At 39.3% G+C, this 18425-nt stretch carries 16 protein-coding genes and 1 pseudogene; 6 read left to right on the forward strand and 11 right to left on the reverse strand.

From position 1 onward, the window contains the following. Positions 1-67: 67 nt before the first annotated feature. From IO68_RS17715 to IO68_RS17740, 7 genes and pseudogenes are all read right to left on the reverse strand, one after another. On the reverse strand, positions 68-1246 hold the full coding sequence (locus tag IO68_RS17715; protein WP_023012373.1) for a hypothetical protein: 1179 nt from the start codon (positions 1244-1246) through the stop codon (positions 68-70). 176 nt (positions 1247-1422) lie between these two features. Beyond that, positions 1423-1776, reverse strand: a complete 354-nt coding sequence (locus tag IO68_RS17720) for a hypothetical protein (protein ID WP_004880623.1) — start codon at positions 1774-1776, stop codon at positions 1423-1425. A gap of 13 nt (positions 1777-1789) precedes the next feature. Further along, the gene (locus tag IO68_RS17725; protein ID WP_023012374.1) at positions 1790-3106 is read right to left on the reverse strand and encodes an NAD(P)/FAD-dependent oxidoreductase; all 1317 of its coding nucleotides are present in this window, start codon (positions 3104-3106) and stop codon (positions 1790-1792) included. Positions 3107-3118: 12 nt separating this feature from the next. Next, entirely contained in the window at positions 3119-4327 is a 1209-nt protein-coding gene (locus IO68_RS17730; RefSeq protein ID WP_319802585.1) for an FAD-dependent oxidoreductase, read from the reverse strand. Continuing rightward, positions 4316-4477: pseudogene (locus tag IO68_RS34080) on the reverse strand (rubredoxin); the annotation flags it as partial. The gene IO68_RS17730 and the pseudogene IO68_RS34080, both read right to left, overlap by 12 nt. 24 nt (positions 4478-4501) lie before the next feature. Next, on the reverse strand, positions 4502-5932 hold the full coding sequence (locus IO68_RS17735; protein WP_023012376.1) for an aldehyde dehydrogenase family protein: 1431 nt from the start codon (positions 5930-5932) through the stop codon (positions 4502-4504). Between the two features lies 1 nt (position 5933). Next, a complete protein-coding gene (locus IO68_RS17740; RefSeq protein ID WP_023012377.1) occupies positions 5934-7124 on the reverse strand; it encodes an aromatic ring-hydroxylating oxygenase subunit alpha in 1191 nt (396 codons plus the stop codon). Between the two features lie 327 nt (positions 7125-7451). Between IO68_RS17740 and IO68_RS17745 the strand changes: the two genes are divergently transcribed. Further along, positions 7452-9092, forward strand: a complete 1641-nt coding sequence (locus IO68_RS17745; RefSeq protein WP_023012378.1) for a BCCT family transporter — start codon at positions 7452-7454, stop codon at positions 9090-9092. 71 nt (positions 9093-9163) lie between these two features. On the opposite strand, the gene IO68_RS17750 is transcribed toward IO68_RS17745, so the two are convergent. Then, entirely contained in the window at positions 9164-10087 is a 924-nt protein-coding gene (locus IO68_RS17750) for a LysR substrate-binding domain-containing protein (RefSeq protein ID WP_023012379.1), read from the reverse strand. Between the two features lie 439 nt (positions 10088-10526). On the opposite strand from IO68_RS17750, the gene mutS reads away from it, so the two are divergent. The 5 genes from mutS to IO68_RS17770 all read left to right on the forward strand — a co-directional run bounded on the left by mutS (position 10527) and on the right by IO68_RS17770 (position 16131). Further along, positions 10527-13166 carry a DNA mismatch repair protein MutS gene (gene mutS / locus IO68_RS17755; RefSeq protein ID WP_023012380.1) on the forward strand — a complete coding sequence of 880 codons (2640 nt, stop codon included), beginning with the start codon at positions 10527-10529 and terminating at the stop codon, positions 13164-13166. A 116-nt stretch (positions 13167-13282) separates the two neighbouring features. Continuing rightward, positions 13283-13819: a GNAT family N-acetyltransferase gene (locus IO68_RS0116790; protein ID WP_081401457.1), complete on the forward strand. Its 537-nt coding sequence runs from the start codon at positions 13283-13285 to the stop codon at positions 13817-13819. 322 nt (positions 13820-14141) lie between these two features. After that, positions 14142-14471 carry a ferredoxin FdxA gene (gene fdxA / locus IO68_RS17760; protein WP_004639922.1) on the forward strand — a complete coding sequence of 110 codons (330 nt, stop codon included), beginning with the start codon at positions 14142-14144 and terminating at the stop codon, positions 14469-14471. 132 nt (positions 14472-14603) lie between these two features. Continuing rightward, the gene (locus tag IO68_RS17765) at positions 14604-15317 is read left to right on the forward strand and encodes a D-Ala-D-Ala carboxypeptidase family metallohydrolase (RefSeq protein WP_007479999.1); all 714 of its coding nucleotides are present in this window, start codon (positions 14604-14606) and stop codon (positions 15315-15317) included. 145 nt (positions 15318-15462) lie between these two features. Beyond that, a complete protein-coding gene (locus IO68_RS17770) occupies positions 15463-16131 on the forward strand; it encodes an O-methyltransferase (RefSeq protein ID WP_004880636.1) in 669 nt (222 codons plus the stop codon). Positions 16132-16250: 119 nt separating this feature from the next. Here IO68_RS17770 and IO68_RS17775 read toward each other — a convergent pair whose 3' ends face one another. The 3 genes from IO68_RS17775 to IO68_RS17785 form a co-directional block, all read right to left on the reverse strand. Continuing rightward, positions 16251-17093 (reverse strand): universal stress protein, encoded by an 843-nt coding sequence (locus tag IO68_RS17775; RefSeq protein ID WP_004880638.1) that lies wholly within the window; start codon positions 17091-17093, stop codon positions 16251-16253. Positions 17094-17214: 121 nt separating this feature from the next. Then, a complete protein-coding gene (locus tag IO68_RS17780; protein ID WP_023012382.1) occupies positions 17215-17829 on the reverse strand; it encodes a chloramphenicol acetyltransferase CAT in 615 nt (204 codons plus the stop codon). Next, positions 17819-18421 (reverse strand): IMPACT family protein, encoded by a 603-nt coding sequence (locus IO68_RS17785; RefSeq protein ID WP_023012383.1) that lies wholly within the window; start codon positions 18419-18421, stop codon positions 17819-17821. The genes IO68_RS17780 and IO68_RS17785 overlap by 11 nt, the downstream gene beginning before the upstream one ends. Positions 18422-18425 lie beyond the last annotated feature (4 nt).

Here is an 18425-nt window from a genome sequence, read left to right on the forward strand (position 1 = left end):
TTTCAAGAGGCGGTGAAACCTCTTGAAAATTGTTGATGGAACAAGGTTAAAAAATTAAAAGCGCCCTTTAAAACGTATAGGTAAAAATGAGATTCGCTAGCTTATTCCATTTATTGTCATCACCTGCTGCAAATGAATCAGCATTACCGCCAATAAATACATCATTTTTACTCATGACATATTCTGTATAAACAGCAATATTCTTATAGTTCCAAGCCGCACCTATGATATTACGTTGTGAATCTTTATATCCTTTTTGGTCTTTATTGAAACCACTTAGCACGAGATAAGGTGTAATGTTCAAGTTATCTCTCACATTTTTAAAGGCATAATTGACATCAACTGAGTAAAACAGACCTTTATTGGCAATATTGTATTCAGTATCAAATGAACCAAAGGTTGAGTAGTTCGAAATTGGATCTTTATTATCAATCTTGAGCTGCCCACCAGTAAGTGTAATCCCTAAATTCTGATAATTAATGGTATTGAATAAAGACCATGCTTTTCGACTACCATCTTGATTGTTCCGCTTGTTATCAATAGATGAATACCAATAGCTTCCCCCAACTGCCATTTTTAAATCATCATTGTTTATAAAATCGAGATCTTGTATTACTCGCGCTACAAACATATTTTTTTCTTTAAGGCTCGTCATCGTTGGATCATCTGTTTTCACAGTATTTGCTGAATAACGCGCTGTATCGTTATCTGCTGTCCCAGTATAGTTGCCGCCATCTCGTGCAAAATAGGCTAAATCAAACTTGGTAGCCGATGGTAATTCCGCGTGATAATTAACACCAAGATTAAGCGTATCTTGCAAACCTAGTGTGTAATTCATACCTGCATAGAAACTACTATCCCAAAAACGGCTGGGACCAAATGGAACGGGTTGTAAACCTAGCGTGATATTGTCTGTTTCATTTAAGCGATAGCCTGCATAAGCCGAAACCAAGGTTGAAAAATCACAAAGGTCTGACCATTGATAACAGCGCCATTGAGCACTACCAAAAACTTTAGGTGACTCATACCCAAAATTTAAAATAGCAGCATCAAACTTAATACTATTATCTGGATCAATATCTTTTCCATAATCTTTATAATTATATTTAGCACGTAAAGTTGCCGAAACGGTTAATGCTCCTGTATCTGCTTTTGGATTCCCAAATGTAATTCCAGCAAATGAAGGCGCCGCTAAACTGAAGATAAATAAGCCCGTTGCAACATCACGATAAAATTTTGTATTCATTTACAATTCCTTGTTTAAATAAAAGTATTAAGAAACTTCGCCCTGTTTCTTATTGCACTGTTGTATCAAAAACTTTTCCAGCAGATTTTTGACTCGTGTTTGTTGTTGTTTATGTGCAAATTTCTATTTAATTCAACGCAAAACTTGCACACTGCATCAATTTATGATTAAAAAAATTAAGAAATACCGTGAATTTCTTTCCAATTACCAGGATGTACGACATAACCAAATAATGCATGACCGCCATAAATGAGTTCTGTACCTTCAGGTATCCATAGCATTTGACCTGGATGAACTTCATATTTTTGACCATTTGCAGTTAATTCAAAGCAGCCTTCAATTACAAAAACCACTTCGTCATAAAGCAAAGTCCAAGAAACTTCTGCACCTTCCCAACGAGCAAAACCAATCCCCATATTTGGAGAAACGTCAGCACCTATCGCTCTCGCCACATAAGCAGTTCCTGTCGGCGTCTCACCTCGTAAATTAAAAATAAGCTCTTTATTATCAACTAACTTAACTTCTTTCATATTTGTATCCTACTTACAACTCACTACGGCTTTGCCATTTTGCTAAGGCAATACGGAACTTAACGCCCATTCCTAGAAAAGGCTCAGGCGGATTTAAACTTGGCATGCCAGTCACATATTGAATGTCTCTTAATGATTGAGAGTCAGCTCCGACAGCTAAATCAGCAAGTAAAGTCCCTGAAATCGTGCCCCATGCAGCACCAACACCGTTATCGCAAGCACTGGCATAGACACCATCCTCTAGCTCACCAAAGAAGTTGGTAAAGTTACGTGAAATCGCATAGACCCCGCCCCAAGTATGGGTAAACGGTACACTCTCGAATTCCGGGTAACGTTCAAGAAATGCTTTTCGGTGTTCATCATGTATTCCACGGCGAATATCATCTGAAATATTGGCACCATATTTTGGAACATGCTTATAAGTGTTGCGAATCAGAATTCTTCGATCTGCTGTCATACGTAAAGTTGTTCCAGCATGATCTGCTGGAGTCAGTCCCCAATTCAGCTGACCTGTATAATGTTTCATTTCAAGATCTGAAAGTGGACGCGTCCAACTGGCAAAAGTCATCACGGGTAATAAACGATTTTTGAGATAACCAAATTCTTTGGTGAAAATACTGGTACCTAATAATAATTTTGGTGTTTGGATAGTACCTTCATCACCTTTTAGCAGCCATTTCCCATCTTGTTTTTCTAAATGTCGAATTGGAGACTGCTCCAGTAACTCTACATTTTCAGGTAAATTTTCTCCCATACCTCTTACCAATGCAGCAGGCTGCATGAGATAAGAACCCGGCGTAAAAATTGCCCGACTGTAATAATCTGTCCCAAGTACGCCTTTGAGTTCGTCTTTTTCAACCCAACGATACGGTTCACCTAAGTCTTTCATGAGATGTTCAAAGTGTTGAAGATGCGCCTCACCTCTTTCACCAACTGCACCTTGATATTTACCGACAGCAGACCATTGGCAATCGATATTGAAACGTTCAACTAAACCTTGTAATTGTGAAATTGCCGCACGATTCAAACTCAATAGTTTTTGTTTATGTGCTGCATCTGGATGCTCTAGTGAAAACTTATGTGGTAAATCAATCACAAACCCTGAGTTACGACCCGATGCACCTTCAGCAACTCGTTGAGCATCAATCAAAATAATACGTGCATCAGGTTTTAATTCTGCCAATCTCCGCGCTGCTGCTAGACCTGCAAACCCAGCACCGATAATTGCATAATCCGCTGTTTGAGAACCTTTTAACTTTTTAACAGGTGCTGCTGGAGCTAAAGCAGCATACCAACCACAGCTGTTATCATCATTTGGTAAAGCAATCATATTCTTCATCCCTTAAACTATAGCTGGCGTGATATTTAGCTTATCAACCCATTGACTACGCTGATGCTGTAACTGTTTGCCTAGTAAAGCAAAACCAGATAATTTCCCAGCAGCGTCGTAAAAAGCTGCTGCCCACTCATCGTCAGATTGTTCGATACGCCATTCACCCGCTCCAACTGCTGGTAATACGGATAACGGTAAGATTGGTGTTTTTACCAACACAGGCGTTGCTTTTAATGCCGCATCTGTTGGTTTACCTAATAGGCTATTTGCTAAAGCAGGAAGTGCTTGATTGATTGGATTGATATACGGTGCCCAAATACCATCAACTTCTGCACAATCACCCAGTGCAAAAATTGCAGGGTCACTTGTTCGATGATCAAGTCCAGTACAGATGCCTTGTTTGACTTCAAGACCAGCGGATTGAGCTAAGGCAGTGTTTGGTCGTAAACCTACAGCACTCAAAATTAAATCCGTTTCTAACTGCTGACCGTCTTGTAAAATCAACTGATAACGATCACCTCTTGCATGAATAGAACGAATACTGTTTTGTAATTTCCATTCAACGCCAATCTCAGTGAGTGCATTTTGTAATGCTTGACCAAGTTGTGGTGGAATCAAACGTCCCATCACGGATTGACCTAGACCAACCACTGTCACTCGAGTTCCATGAGCAGCAAGATCATTTGCAAACTCACAACCAATCAGCCCATCACCTAAGATCGTAACATGCTGTTTATCTTTTAATTTCTCTCGAAATAAACGATAGTCTGCGAGATCATTCACACTGTGAACCTGTGCAGTGTCACCATCTATAGGAATATTGATCGGGTTCGCACCTGTTGCAAGCACCAAATGACCATAAGAATATTCCCCTATAGAGGTTTGAATTTTTTTATGATCACGATCAATTGCGAGAACCTGAGTGTGTGGATAAACACGAATATTAAGACGTTGTTCCCAGCTCAATGCCGATTCGCGCACCAAGCCCTCACTGTCTTTACCCAAAGCTAATGCATTTGATAAAGCAGGTTTGCTATATAAAGCTCCATCATCAGCCGTAAATACGGTAATAGACAAATCTGAAGATTGAGCACGTAATGTCGAAGCAAGCTGATATCCAGCGTGTCCACTGCCAATAATCACCACGGGTTGAACAGCATATTCCTCTGAATTCTCTTGCGCTGCTGTTTCAATATCCATATCGGTGATATCGAGCATCTCAAAGTCAGCTTTACCGACCTGACAATCTGGACACATCCAATCCTCAGGAACATCTTCCCACTTCGTTCCCGGAGCAATTCCATCAGCTGGCCAGCCTTTCGCTTCATCATAAATCCAGCCACAGACAATGCATAACCACTTCTTCATCTTGTCTATTCCCTTTTGATATGACTAGCCGTTATATTTCAAACGAATCCCGATATTTCGGGTTTGAACATAACTATAAATGGCTTCCTGCCCTTTCTCTCGACCAAAGCCAGACAAACCAACACCACCAAATGGCGTTTCGATTCCACCAGCAAACCACTCATTAATAAAAACTTGCCCTGCGATCAATCGCTGAGCTACACGCAAACTTTGGTTAAGATTTTCACCAAATACACCTGCAACTAGACCGAAATCCGTTCCATTAGCAATCGCTACAGCCTGATCCTCATCTTCGAATGGCATAATTACCATGACAGGCCCAAATACTTCTTGTTGAGCAATCGACATGTGTGGTTGTGCTTCAATAATTGTCGGTAGTACAAAATATCCATCGTGTTCGGCAGCTTGACCACCTGTTAAGATTTGAGCACCTTCTTCACGCGCTGTTTCAATCATTGCAAGAATTTGTAGCTGCTGATCTTTCGAAACGACAGGTGTAAGTTCAGCATTTTCTTCGCCAATGCCAACATTTAAACCTTCAGCTAAAGCAACGACTGCATTTTTAACTTCGTCATATCGGCTACGATGTACCAATAAACGAGACATTGCTGAACAAACTTGACCCGCGTTATAGAAAATACCGACTTTTACACTGCGCAATAACTGTTCAATGTCAACATCAGCAAATGCAATTGCAGCAGACTTACCACCTAATTCCATCACAGAAGGCGTCGCACGCTCAGCGGCGTCTCGTAAAATTCGCTGTCCAGTCGGAACAGAACCTGTAAACACAATTTGATTCGTATCAGCGTGTTTGACTAAATGGCTTCCCACCTCAGAACCTTTGCCGCAAAGCAAGTTCACTGCACCTTTTGGAAAACCTGCTTTCTCGATCGCTTGAATTAATAAAATCATGCCTAATGGAGAAACTTCTGGCGATTTAATAACAACCGCATTACCAGCAGCCAAAGCAGGTGCAAGCGAACGAGCACAGATAGAAACTGGGAAATTCCACGGAACAATTTGAACTGAAACACCCATTGGAATATATGAAGTGAAATCTACATAGTCCTTTCCTAAAGGAACGGAGATCCCTTCGATCTTGTCCGCCATACCAGCGTAATATTCAAAATAGCGAGCGGCTTCATCGAATTCCTCTCGCGCAGTTGCTAAATTTTTTCCATTTTCTCGACAAAGAATTAAAGCGCCCTCTTCAGCAATTTCACGAATTGCTTCTGCGGCTTTTAACATCCAAGTGGTACGCTGAGCTGGGCGAACGTCCGTTAATAGACCACTGTTTACACAGCATCGCGCAGCATGCATCGCTGCATCAGCATCTTCAATACTCGCTTGAGCCACTGTTGCAAATACACTTGCCGTTGCTGGATTGATGACTTCCAATTGGCGGGAAGAGTCCCGCCACTGACCATCAACATAGTTGAGGTAATGTTGCATGTTACGCCTCCAAAGCTACTTTAGCCTGTGTTGCGAGCCACTTTTGGAAGAAGTGCGTTGGTAAATCCATTTCTGGAGAGAACACACCACCTCCAAATCCTGGAGAGTGACGACCTTTCTGCATACCCTCTACTGCACCAATATCTTCACTAAATACAACACGCCACGATTCAAGCGTTGCAGTACGGCAGGCTGCATACAAGTCTTTAGTTGACTCGTCACCTACAAAATAAAGACGCAATCTTTCAATGGTTTTTTCAGGGGCAATTGGGTCAATCATCATTGCAAACACATGATCAGCCTGAATCCCTAACAACACATTTGGAAATAACGCAACATATTCTGCATGGCGTAATTTATCTTCAGGCCAATTTGGGAATTTTGGCAAATGTGTGCCTGCTGTATCCGAAAGGTTATATTTATAACTGCCTTGCCCTGCGAAACAATCTTCAAACATGATGTTGTAATGATCTTCAAGTTTCGAATAAGTATTTAATGCTGGATGTACCCACGGTAAGTGATACGCCTCACAGTAATTCTCTACTGTAAGCTTCCAGTTACTTTTCACTTCAATTTCAAGATGTCCACCCATATTTACACGGCGGATTTGATCTAAGCCATTTTCACCCCAAAAAGGTTTCCAACGTTCCACTAATGGCGCGATGTGCTCTTCAAAAGATGGGGCATCGCCAGAAATATTGACAAAGACCATATCCATCCAAATTGCTGAACGTAAGGCACGTAAACCATGCTTCTCGCATTTGAAGCGCTCGTCTTTATGCTGACCAATACCACCTACATGGGGCGTGCCTTTTAAATTACCGTTGAGATCATAACTCCATGAATGGTATGGGCAGCGGATAACCCCCTCAACCACACCTTCTTCATGTACAAGTTGCATACCTCTATGGCTACAAACATTATGAAATACTTGAACTTGTCCCTCGCGGTTACGCATCATCAATAATGGCAAACCCATAAACTCAATAGGCTTGATATAACCGTTTTTGACTAGGTCTGAAAAGAAACCCACACACACCCATGTTTTACTTAGAATATTGTCACGTTCAAAATTAAAATACTCAGCACTGGTATAAGCAATATTTGGCATACCATTTGATTCTGTAATCGGGTTTAATACATTATCGACTTGCTGGATGGTAATTAATTGCTGGCTAACTCGACTATTCATCTTATGATCTCCATGTATCTAAATGACGCAGCACTCCCTGCGTAACGATTGGCATTCAACGCTATTTCTTTAATGATTTTGTTTAATATCGATCAAGCAGACAAACGACTTTTTAGCTAGGCATCTATGAGTTTTAATCATGCATTCCAAAATGATCTGGGATGTTCTATTTTCCCAACATAGAAAATAAAAAGACCCATGACTAAAACTCACACATCAGTGAGAATAAATCAGTTGAGCAAACTTCTTAGGCATTACTACTCTGTATTATTCGCACACAGCAGCTTACTGATATAAGCCGCTTGCAACGCAATCCAAGGAGGAGTTATGCGTGCTACAACAGGGGTCTTTAAAGGACTTAATCCGACAGTGACTGTCGTTTCTAAAATATTAGTAATTTCTTTTGTTCTCTTTTGTGCTCTACAAGCCGACCAAGCTGGAAAAGCTTTTGAGATGGTTTCTGGCATTTTATTGCAAAATGTCAAATGGTTTTATCTTGGGTTATTAACCATCATTTTAGGTGTTCTCCTCTACTTAATGATGAGCCGCTTTGGTCATATCCGATTAGGTAAAGATGATGAAAAACCTGAATTTAGCTTTGTCGGATGGATCTCAATGCTCTTTTCTGGCGGTATGGGTGTTGGCTTAGTTTTTTGGTCTGCTGCTGAGCCAATGTGGCACTACGCAAGCAATCCATTTACCTCAAATTTAAGCGATGAATCTGCCAGTATGGCAATGCAAATCACTTTCTTCCATTGGGGTTTACACCCTTGGGCTATTTTCTGTATGACGGCTTTAGCACTGGCTTATTTTTCATACCGAAAAGGCTTACCATTCAGCTTACGTTCGATTCTCTATCCTATTATTGGTGATCGTATTTATGGCCCGATAGGTCATACCGTCGACATTCTTACAATCACAATTACCGCTTTCGGTGTAGCTCAATCACTGAGCATGAGTGTATTACAGATTAATTCTGGTCTAAATCAAGTCTTTGGTTTCGCCAATAGTCTCAGCTTACAATTTGTGATGCTTGCAATCTTATGCAGCATTGCAACCGTTTCGGTTGTCATTGGTATCAATCGTGGTATGCAAAGATTGTCTGAACTCAATATGATCTTGGCAATTATATTAATTGCAATTTTGTTGATCGTTGGGCCAACACGCTATTTGTTAAATACCTTACTGGAATCTACAGGTAATTATGCCCAAAACATTATCAGCATGAGCCTTTGGAGTGATACTCAAAAAGATTCTGGTTGGCAAAATTGGTGGACTGCTTTCTATTGGCCATGGTGGATGACATGGGGACCTTTTGTCGGTATGTTCATCGCACGTATTTCGCGTGGTCGTACCATTCGAGAACTGATTGCAGGTGCATTGATAGTACCCACATTGGTAACTGCAATTTGGATGTCAGTTGTTGGTGGCTCTGCGCTCAAAGTTGAACAGGATGCTCGCCATGCTTACGAAAAACAAACCGCAGCTTTAGTCGAAGCAGGTAAAACCGTTCCTAAATTTGAAGGTGGTCCTATTGTAAAAGCGACTCAACAGGATAATACACGAGCGCTATTTACGATGTTTAATAATATTGATAATGGAACTTTGGGACAGATTCTTAGTATTATCGCGTGTCTTTTACTCGCAACATTCCTGATCACCTCAACAGACTGTGGTACGCATGTTCTATGCTATATGGATGCTGAAGGTTCAACAGATACCCCAATTAAGATTCGGATTGTTTGGGGCGTTTTGATTGCAATTATTGCAGGCGTACTGCTCTATGCAGGTGGTTTAAAGGCAATTCAAGCAGCATCAATTATCGCAGGTTTCCCAATCGCAATCTTTTTAGCCATCATGAGTGTGACATTATTTAAAAGCTTACGTCGTGAACAGCAACCATGGATGATGATGCCTGAACATGTTCGTCCTGAGTTCTGCAAAGAAAAAGATAACTGCTCTGAATAACTAGTTGATACAAACAAATAAAGGGATCAATTTGATCCCTTTATTTTTATTTATAAATGATAAATGCTTTATTAGCCTAGTCCCTTTTGTCCGACTTGACCGGGTAACTGATCTAATAACCAAGTTCTGAATTGTTTTACGCTTGAAGGAATGACACCTCTATCAGATGGCTCTAGCATACAAAAATTAGCCTGTGTTCGTAACACTGTTTCAACAGGTCTCACTAAAGTTCCATTATCTAAATATTCATCTACCAGTGATCCCCAAGCAAGCGCAACACCTTGACCATTCATTGCTGCCTGAAGCAGCATCGGATAATTATTAATATTCACTCTATTCTTTGGTTTCACTTCAGGATAATTAACTGACTCAAACCATTCAGACCAAGTAATCCAATCCTTTTGAGAGTCATCTAAATACAGCAGCGTTCGACCAAAAAGCTCCTCGGCTGTTACATTCTCAGCAAACTGTGCTAAATAACTAGGACTACAGACTGGAAATACTTCTTCTGGAAATAAAGTCGTTACGTTCATCCCGACAGGTGGTACCCGACAATAAAACAAGGCAATATCACAATCCATTTTATGCAAATCAAAAATATTGTCCGTTGCTAAAATTCGTAGATCAATACCTTCTTGCTGTTGAAAGGCTGTGACTTTAGGAAGTAACCATAATGCAGCCATTGCATTTGATGTTGCTACTGTGACTTGATGTTCTCCTTGCCATTTCTTTATTTCACCAGTTGCTTTAGCCACCTCTAACAAAGCACTGTAAACCGTTTGATAATATTGCAATCCTGTCGGTGTTAAATACATGTTTCGGTTCGCTCTAACAAATAATTCCTTTCCTAAATATTCCTCTAATTGCCTGATCTGACGACTAATTGCACCTTGAGTAACGTTCAACTCATTTGCAGCTCGGGTAAAACTGAGATGGCGTGCAGCTGCCTCAAATACAATAAGACTATTCATTGGGGGCAATGGTTTGATTTTCATGGACACTCCTAATTTGTCCTACATATCCCCATCACGGGATAAGATAAAATCCTAAATAATTAAAGAGTTAACTCATTAAAAGCGCACAATTCTTCCAAGAATCAAGATGTTTTTATTTTCTCTATAAAATGTCATAAATGATCACTAATAAAAAGTGAGAAAAAGTATTAGTTGAATGAGTTTTACTCATCCAACTAGGACTGGGAAATTTTCTCATTACTTTGCTGATTATTTATTCAGCTCTATTAGGATTCCTTTTTGTGAATGAACCTTGTTTTGTTAAGATGCTACGAGTTGGGAACGCATTACAACTGCTTTCATTTTGTTGATTCACTTACGACAACCAAGGTCGTTATACTTTCCCATTGTTTTATTTGTATTGGCTTTCTAATAAACCAAATACTTTCAAGTTTCATCAATACCTAAGGATTTAACACGCATGAAAAGTGACACAGTTATGGCTGATCTTTCATCTCTTACGCCGATGATGCAGCAATACACCACGGTCAAAATGGATTATCCACATGCATTATTGTTCTATCGTATGGGTGATTTTTATGAATTATTCTTTGAAGATGCACATCAAGCAGCAAAACTTTTAGGCATTACACTCACCCATCGTGGTAAAGCAAATGGTGAGCCTATCCCTATGGCAGGTGTTCCCTATCATGCTGCCGAAGGCTACTTAGCTCGTTTAGTAAAAGCAGGTCGTACCGTTGCAATTTGTGAACAAGTGGGTGAAGTGACAGGAAAAGGTCCAGTTGAACGTAAAGTTGTTCGTATCCTAACACCCGGCACACTCACAGATGATGCTCTCTTAACAAGTTATCAATCATCAAACTTAGTTGCACTTTGCATTCAGCAAAATCAAATCGGTTTTGCACTGCTTGATCTCAGTGCAGGTATTTTTAAAGTTCAACAACAAAACTATAAACCAGAGCAACTTTCGATTGAACTGGCTCGTTTAATGCCGAGCGAAATCTTGATCGATGAAGATTTAGTTGATCAGAATATTATTGAACAAATTAAGAAAAATCTTGATTGCCCTGTAACTAAGCGTCCAAATGTTGATTTCAATTTAAATAATGCTCAAAAAACCTTATGTGATCAGCTCTCTGTGTCAACTTTATCTGGTTTTGGTTTAGCCCCTTATCCTTTGGCAAAAGCAGCCGCGGCAGCTTTAATCCATTATGCCAAAGAAACTCAAAAAACGGCATTACCACATATTCGTTCAATTCAGATTGAGCAAAGTACAGACTTTATTGCACTTGATCCAATTACCCGTCGTAATTTAGAAATTATCGAGCCTTTATTTGAACATGGAACGTCATTATTTCAATTGATTAATGATTGTCAGACTGCGATGGGTGGACGTTTGCTTAGTCGTACACTGATGCAACCTCTTCGAGATACCGCAATTTTAGATTCTCGACTTGATGCTACAGAACAATTATTAAAAGGTTATCACGAAGCACCAGTCCGTCTGGTGCTTAAAGAAATCGGTGATATAGAACGTGTACTCAGCCGAGTTGCGTTAGGTAGTGCCCGTCCGCGTGATTTAGTACAACTCCGCCAAGCCTGTGCACAAATTCCATTTTTAAGACATGCTTTAGCACCTGTCTTAAAAACGCAAAACTCTAAGCTATTGATGCAATTAGATCATGAATTAGGTGATTTTAAGAGTTTGCATCAACATCTCATGGATGCAATTGTTGAAAATCCACCTGTATTATTACGTGATGGCAATGTAATTGCAGAAGGCTATGATGACGAATTAGATGAATTAAGAAAAATTCGTGACCATGCTGGACAATTCTTGATTGATTTAGAAATTAAAGAGCGTGAACGTACAGGAATTAATACATTAAAAATCGGTTACAACCGTGTCAGTGGCTATTATATCGAACTCACTCGCGCACAGGCCGAACAAGCTCCTGCTGACTATATACGCCGTCAAACGCTTAAAAATGCTGAACGTTATATCACCCCCGAACTCAAAAGTTTTGAAGACAAAGTGCTTTCAAGTGAATCCCGTGCCCTCGCCCGTGAGAAACTTTTATTTGAATCACTTCTAGATGAGTTACGCCAAAATATTGCGCATTTACAAATGATGAGCGCCGCAATTGCAAATATCGACATCTTAGCCAACTTCGCACATCAAGCTCGACTCAACAATTGGGCACGACCTGAATTCACCCCAGAGACAGGGATTAAGATTCAAGCAGGTCGCCATCCTGTAGTTGAAGCTCTAAATAAAGCACCATTTACTCCAAATGATACGTTCTTAGATAGTCAGCATCGTATGGCGATTATTACTGGCCCCAATATGGGCGGTAAATCAACCTTTATGCGTCAAACTGCATTGATCAATTTACTTGCTTATTGCGGAAGCTTTGTTCCTGCAAAATCAGCCAAGCTTGGTTCAATTGACCGAATCTTTACCCGTATTGGCTCAGCCGATGATTTATCTACAGGTAAATCAACTTTTATGGTGGAGATGACGGAAACCTCTCAAATTCTTCATCATGCAACCAGTCAGTCTCTGGTACTGATGGATGAGGTTGGACGTGGTACCAGTACTTATGACGGTCTTTCTTTAGCTTGGGCATGCGTGGTTGATCTGACGAAACGCGTGAAGTGCTTATGTCTATTTGCTACGCATTATTTTGAGCTGACAGAGCTTGGTAGCGAAGCTGGAATTGATAACTATCATGTGACTGCACAAGAGTTAAATGGCAATCTAATTCTGCTACATAAGGTTCAACATGGGCCTGCAAGTCAAAGTCATGGTTTGCAAGTTGCTAAGTTGGCAGGTATTCCAGCCAATGTCATTAAAGAGGCGCAGAAACGGTTAAAAATTCTAGAAAAGCAGCAACACCAGCATTTACAGAGTAGTGTTCAAAATGATTTATTCAGTGCCGTTGAACATGAAATTGAAACACAAGTTGTTGAACGAATAGTTGAAATAGAGACTCAATCACCTGCTCTTGAATTATTGCAGCAAATTGATGTCGATGATTTAACACCACGCCAAGCCTTAGAACAGCTTTACTCATTAAAAGCTGCTCTAAAATCGTAAATTTGATTTTTAGGACAAGTCGATGTATTCGGCTTGTTCTGAATTCGACTAGGCTAACTCTTAGTGAACATAAATATTAATAAACTCGCTATGCTGCACATTTAAGGAATATAGACATCAAGCTCCAATTTAAAAAATTAGAAATCACAGGACTCAATTTAATTTGGCAACACATCAGTCGGCGCGAACTGATCACACAAAAGTACCTACAACAAAAACTACAATTAGAACTCATTGATTGTTTTTATGATGTCAAAAATTGGGATGCATATCATTTAGAAAATGATCCGCCATTATTAAAAATGCTGCATCAACACGGTGCTTTATGTGTCGGTGCATTTGATAGTTCACATCGGTTGGTTGCGATTCAAGTCGTCTCAAACCAATATATTGCTGATTATCCAGAAGCCAAACTACTTCAATATTTTTATGTGGATGCCAACCATCAAAACTTAGGGATTGGCATACAGCTGATGCAATCCTCAATCATTTCAGCGAAGCAACTCGGTGCTAAGCAACTGTATATTTCAGCAACACCAAGTAAACGTACTGTTGATTTTTATCTTAAACAAGGTGCGACACTTTTAGAAAAACCTGACCAGCATTTATTTGAATTAGAACCAGAGGATATCCATATGCTCTATACCTTATAGTTGCTTAGCTATCTAAAAAATTAAACATTTAAGTTTTTACCTAACCCATTCTATTCATTTCATCATATATGAATATACAGTTTTAACTGAAAATAGAAATAAGATTCACTTTCAACTATTTGCCTAATTGACGATCTAACTTATTTATTTTTCTGGCAAAATCTAACTGAGTAATACAACATCTGTTTTATTATCAATAAATTAACTTATTTTTCACATGTATAAATAAACAATATCAATAAAAGCAATTGTTTGTTTACCCCTTTTTTGCCTACAATAGCTCATTCCAAACAAAAAACCGTATTTTTAGGTAGCTGTCGCCATGACCTTCGTTGTCACTGAAAATTGTATTAAATGTAAATATCAAGATTGTGTTGAAGTTTGCCCTGTAGACTGTTTCTATGAAGGTCCTAATTTCCTTGTGATCAATCCAGATGAATGTATCGACTGTGCATTGTGTGAACCTGAATGCCCAGCAAATGCAATTTTCTCTGAAGATGAGTTACCTGAAGGCCAAGAAGTCTTTATCGAACTCAATGCTGAGTTATCTGAAAAATGGGCTGGCAACAACATTACACAAATTGGCGAACAACCTGCTGATCGTGAAGAATGGAACGGCAAGCCAAACAAATTACAATATTTAGAAAAATAATATTGTGTAAAAAAGGCCAGTTTTTACTGGTCTTTTTTATACCTGAATCACACATTTCTTTGCAATTGCATCATTATTAGTGCGTTATTTTGCATTAAAATAAGACGCCTCCAAATCAAGAACTGCCTTTTTATGATGCGAAACAAATTACAGGGTCTATTATCATTATTTATCATCCCTGTGATGATGGTGGGTTGTACCAGTTCGTCAACTAAAATGAATCAAAATCAAGGTAAAAGAATCTACATCCCACAAGAACAAGTAACCTTTACCCGCCCTATTCCAAACAAAGTAGAGCCCGCATCTTATCGTCAATGGTTAGGGCAAGGTGAAAACTACGCACGCGTCCGCGAATACGAACAATTTTTAATGCGCAATAATGTTGCACATATCATCCCAAGTTTTGAACTTTTAAGATCGGCAAGAGATTGGCAAAAATGTGGTCGGTCAGAATACATGGTGCCTAACCGTGAATTATGGGGCAATTCACTGTCTACTTTACGTGTCTTTAAATATCTAATTGCAGCAAAGATTTTGACTGATTTTGAAGTCACCTCAGTTTATCGTGACTTACCTTTGAATCAATGTGCAGGCGGCGCAAGTTCGTCAAAACACTTATTTAACTCGGCGATTGATTTTCGTATTGGGCCTGAATATCCACAACCTCAGGACTATGCATATATCGAACAAACAAAATTCAAGCTATGCCAATTCTGGATACAACATGGTCAAAGTTTAGATTTAGGTATTGGCTTATATAGTTCAGGTCAAATTCATCTAGACACTCAGGGCTATCGTACTTGGGGTCCTGATTTGACCCGTAACAGTTCAATGTGTAACTTCTAAAACGTAGCGTGTAGAAAACTTATCTAAAAAGAGATCATCGAGATCTCTTTTTTGTTTCGATGAACATGAATAATTGGTCAATCAAATTGCACTCTGATTATAAATGTTTAAAATGCAGCTAACAGATTCATAGGTAAACTTGATTATGCAACAAATGTGGACCGACATTGATGAATATATCAATTCACATTTAATTCCCACAGATCCAAGACTTCAACATGCGTTAGACAATACCGACAACCAAGGTTTTTCTAACCATCTGGCTGTTGCGCCTAATCAAGGCATGTTCTTACAAATGTTGATTCAGATGAATCAATGTAAACGTGTATTGGAACTTGGAACTTTTGGTGCTTACAGCACAATTTGGTTAGCCAAAGCACTTCCTGAAGATGGTTATCTTTTGACTGTTGAAGGTCGAGACACCCATGTGATCATTGCTCAAGAAAATATTGACTATGCCAATATGCCAACTAATATCGAGCTTAAAAAAGGTCGTGGCGCAGATATCATGAAGCAATTGATCGCAGATGGCGCTGAACCATTCGATCTGATTTTTATTGATGCGGATAAACAAAGTTATCGTGAATATTTTGAGTTGAGTTTAAAACTTACACACTCAGGCAGCATTATTGTCCTTGATAATGTGATTCGTGCTGGTGCAATTTTGGATGAAAATAATAAAAAACCAAGTATTGAAGGTATTCGCGATGCTTTCAGTGCACTTAAAGATCATCCACAACTTTTGTCATGTACTGCACTGCAAACAGTCGGCTCAAAGGGTCATGATGGCTTTGCAATTGCCATTGTAAAATAGCGATCAAAAAATAATCTTTTATTTTTAGTCTTTTAATATCAAATAATTATATATATCTGCATTGCTTTTCCATATAGTTATCCACAGTTATTGCGGATAACTATATGGAATAAAATGAATCACTTAGCGACTAATAATGGAACATTTGCATTCCTGAAGATTGTAGTCGTAATACTGCCTAAGAAAAATTGATGAATCTTACTATGGCTAAATGCACCAAGTACAATCAACTGAATATCATGTTCCCTTTGATATTCAAGAATATTTTGAGCGACATCACCGTAACGATAAATCGTCACGACCTCTAGTCCTGCATCTTTTAAGTACTTTTCTGGTTCAGTCAACATTTCAGGATGATCACCAACATAGAGCAAATGACATTGCAATTGTTTTAGCAAATCACTTTGGGCAATCCGTTGCAGCATCTTTTGGCAGGTTGGAGAATATTCATAAGCGAAGATAAATCGTCTAGGAGGAGAGAAATGCTCACCAACCGTAATCACAGTACAGTTTGCACCACGAATAAAGTTTTCTACATTACTCCCAATCGGTTTATTCTTTTCAGCAGCGCGCTCCCCTACACGCCCAATAATCACAACATCATTTTCATTTAGAATATTAAAGCTTTGTTCAAGAAAATCCCCTTTTTCTTGGATTTTGGTGCTTGTTAAACCGTACTGCTTTTCAATTTGCTCTGAAATATGCTTCAGTAAATTATTACTATAATCTAGTGCTAACTCACTTTGCTTCTGCTCTAGCTCTGCTAACTCTTTGAGTAGCATTGCATTACTCTCAAAGCCAATCACACCACTAATTTCACCTAAATGATAACTTGCAGGGTAATAGTCCAGAATTTGCAACAGTACTAATTCTCTTTGAGTTTGCCTTGCCACCCATACAGCAGCCTCGGCCACTGCATCAATACAGGGTGAAGAATCAATACATGCAATTACGCGGTTCATATTCGCCTCTCTTTAGGTTTAATACCTTAGGTCTTCTACTTATTTTTAACTTAACACAGATAAAAGCATGGTGGGTTAAATTTATGTATAGAATCTCTTGAGACTTTTTTAATGATTATTCCTATTTACGATAACGAATGAATCGTGCTGGATTTCCAGCAACAATAGAATATTCTTCAACATTTTTTGTGACCATACTATTCATTCCAACAACCGCATGATCACCAACCTTCACACCATCCTTAATGCCCACATGAGCGCCTAACCATACATCACGCCCAATCTCAATTCCTTTAGAGGTGACGGGTTGTTGGTAAATCGGGCGATCTAGTTCCACACCATGATCAAATGCATATAAATGACTATATGCAGCTATACGAACTTGATCATCTAACTTAATTCCAGTCCGTCCACCATCTAAAATACAGTGATGATTAATTGCAACTTCATTACCAATCTCTAAAGGGCCATGTAAGGTACAATCGGCAGCAATAAAGGTATTATCGCCAATCGTTATTTTCCGTCCACGTTCAGCGAAAATGTGCGCGAGCGGTGAGATAAAACAGTTCTGACCAATCTCTACAGTTTCCATTTCCATTAAATAGGCTTGGTACTCGGCTTGCCAAGCTTCTGCCCATTCACGATGTTTGGGTTTTAAGGTCCAATACAACCACGGCATATAATTCAAGCGGTGTTTATGCTGTTCACGATATTTTAAAAGTGGATCATGCATCATGTGTTTGATCCTCTACAACCTTGATTTCTTCTCGTCCGCGAGTCACATCTTGAAGTTTCAATTTCAATGGATCAATTTGATGTACCTGAACCCTTGCCTCAACCATAACACCAGTCTCTGTATAATGTTCTTGAAACTCAATTTGTTGCTGCGTAAGCTCGTATTGGATAATCGCCCACTCATTAAATAAGCAGCTAAATACAATTTCCTTTTTCTGAATCAGTTCAATTTTTTCAGCCAACATTAAACATTGACCTGCGCAACCGCCATAGGCACGAACCAGTCCACCAGTGCCGAGCTTTACACCACCATACCACCGATTAACCAACACAATTACATTAGTCAGTTCATTGCCTTCGATCGTCGCTAGAATTGGTCTTCCTGCTGTTCCAGAGGGTTCACCATCATCATTAAAACGAACATGATGGCCAATCTTCCACGCCCAACACTGATGCGTAGTCGAGATATCTTTGGTTTTTTCTAAAAAAGCTTTCACTTGTTGTTCATTTTCAACAATCTCAGCAATTGCCTGAAAACGACTCTTTTTAATTTCTTCTTCAAAAGTAACCGTGTTCGCTATGGTGAAAGGCATAAAA

The organism is Acinetobacter sp. COS3 (assembly GCF_000475335.1).
Lineage (GTDB): Bacteria > Pseudomonadota > Gammaproteobacteria > Pseudomonadales > Moraxellaceae > Acinetobacter > Acinetobacter venetianus.

What these genes read in the sequence shown, in the direction of transcription:
- IO68_RS17725 (WP_023012374.1), bottom strand. Translation starts at nt 3,106, where the DNA reads ATGATTGCTTTACCAAATGATGATAACAGCTGTGGTTGGTATGCTGCT.
- IO68_RS17730 (WP_319802585.1), bottom strand. Translation starts at nt 4,327, where the DNA reads ATGCTCGATATCACCGATATGGATATTGAAACAGCAGCGCAAGAGAAT.
- IO68_RS17775 (WP_004880638.1), bottom strand. Translation starts at nt 17,093, where the DNA reads ATGAACCGCGTAATTGCATGTATTGATTCTTCACCCTGTATTGATGCA.
- IO68_RS17715 (WP_023012373.1), bottom strand. Translation starts at nt 1,246, where the DNA reads ATGAATACAAAATTTTATCGTGATGTTGCAACGGGCTTATTTATCTTC.
- IO68_RS17735 (WP_023012376.1), bottom strand. Translation starts at nt 5,932, where the DNA reads ATGCAACATTACCTCAACTATGTTGATGGTCAGTGGCGGGACTCTTCC.
- IO68_RS17765 (WP_007479999.1), top strand. Translation starts at nt 14,604, where the DNA reads ATGATGCGAAACAAATTACAGGGTCTATTATCATTATTTATCATCCCT.
- IO68_RS17745 (WP_023012378.1), top strand. Translation starts at nt 7,452, where the DNA reads ATGCGTGCTACAACAGGGGTCTTTAAAGGACTTAATCCGACAGTGACT.
- mutS (WP_023012380.1), top strand. Translation starts at nt 10,527, where the DNA reads ATGAAAAGTGACACAGTTATGGCTGATCTTTCATCTCTTACGCCGATG.
- fdxA (WP_004639922.1), top strand. Translation starts at nt 14,142, where the DNA reads ATGACCTTCGTTGTCACTGAAAATTGTATTAAATGTAAATATCAAGAT.
- IO68_RS17785 (WP_023012383.1), bottom strand. Translation starts at nt 18,421, where the DNA reads ATGCCTTTCACCATAGCGAACACGGTTACTTTTGAAGAAGAAATTAAA.
- IO68_RS17770 (WP_004880636.1), top strand. Translation starts at nt 15,463, where the DNA reads ATGCAACAAATGTGGACCGACATTGATGAATATATCAATTCACATTTA.
- IO68_RS17720 (WP_004880623.1), bottom strand. Translation starts at nt 1,776, where the DNA reads ATGAAAGAAGTTAAGTTAGTTGATAATAAAGAGCTTATTTTTAATTTA.
- IO68_RS17780 (WP_023012382.1), bottom strand. Translation starts at nt 17,829, where the DNA reads ATGATGCATGATCCACTTTTAAAATATCGTGAACAGCATAAACACCGC.
- IO68_RS17750 (WP_023012379.1), bottom strand. Translation starts at nt 10,087, where the DNA reads ATGAAAATCAAACCATTGCCCCCAATGAATAGTCTTATTGTATTTGAG.
- IO68_RS17740 (WP_023012377.1), bottom strand. Translation starts at nt 7,124, where the DNA reads ATGAATAGTCGAGTTAGCCAGCAATTAATTACCATCCAGCAAGTCGAT.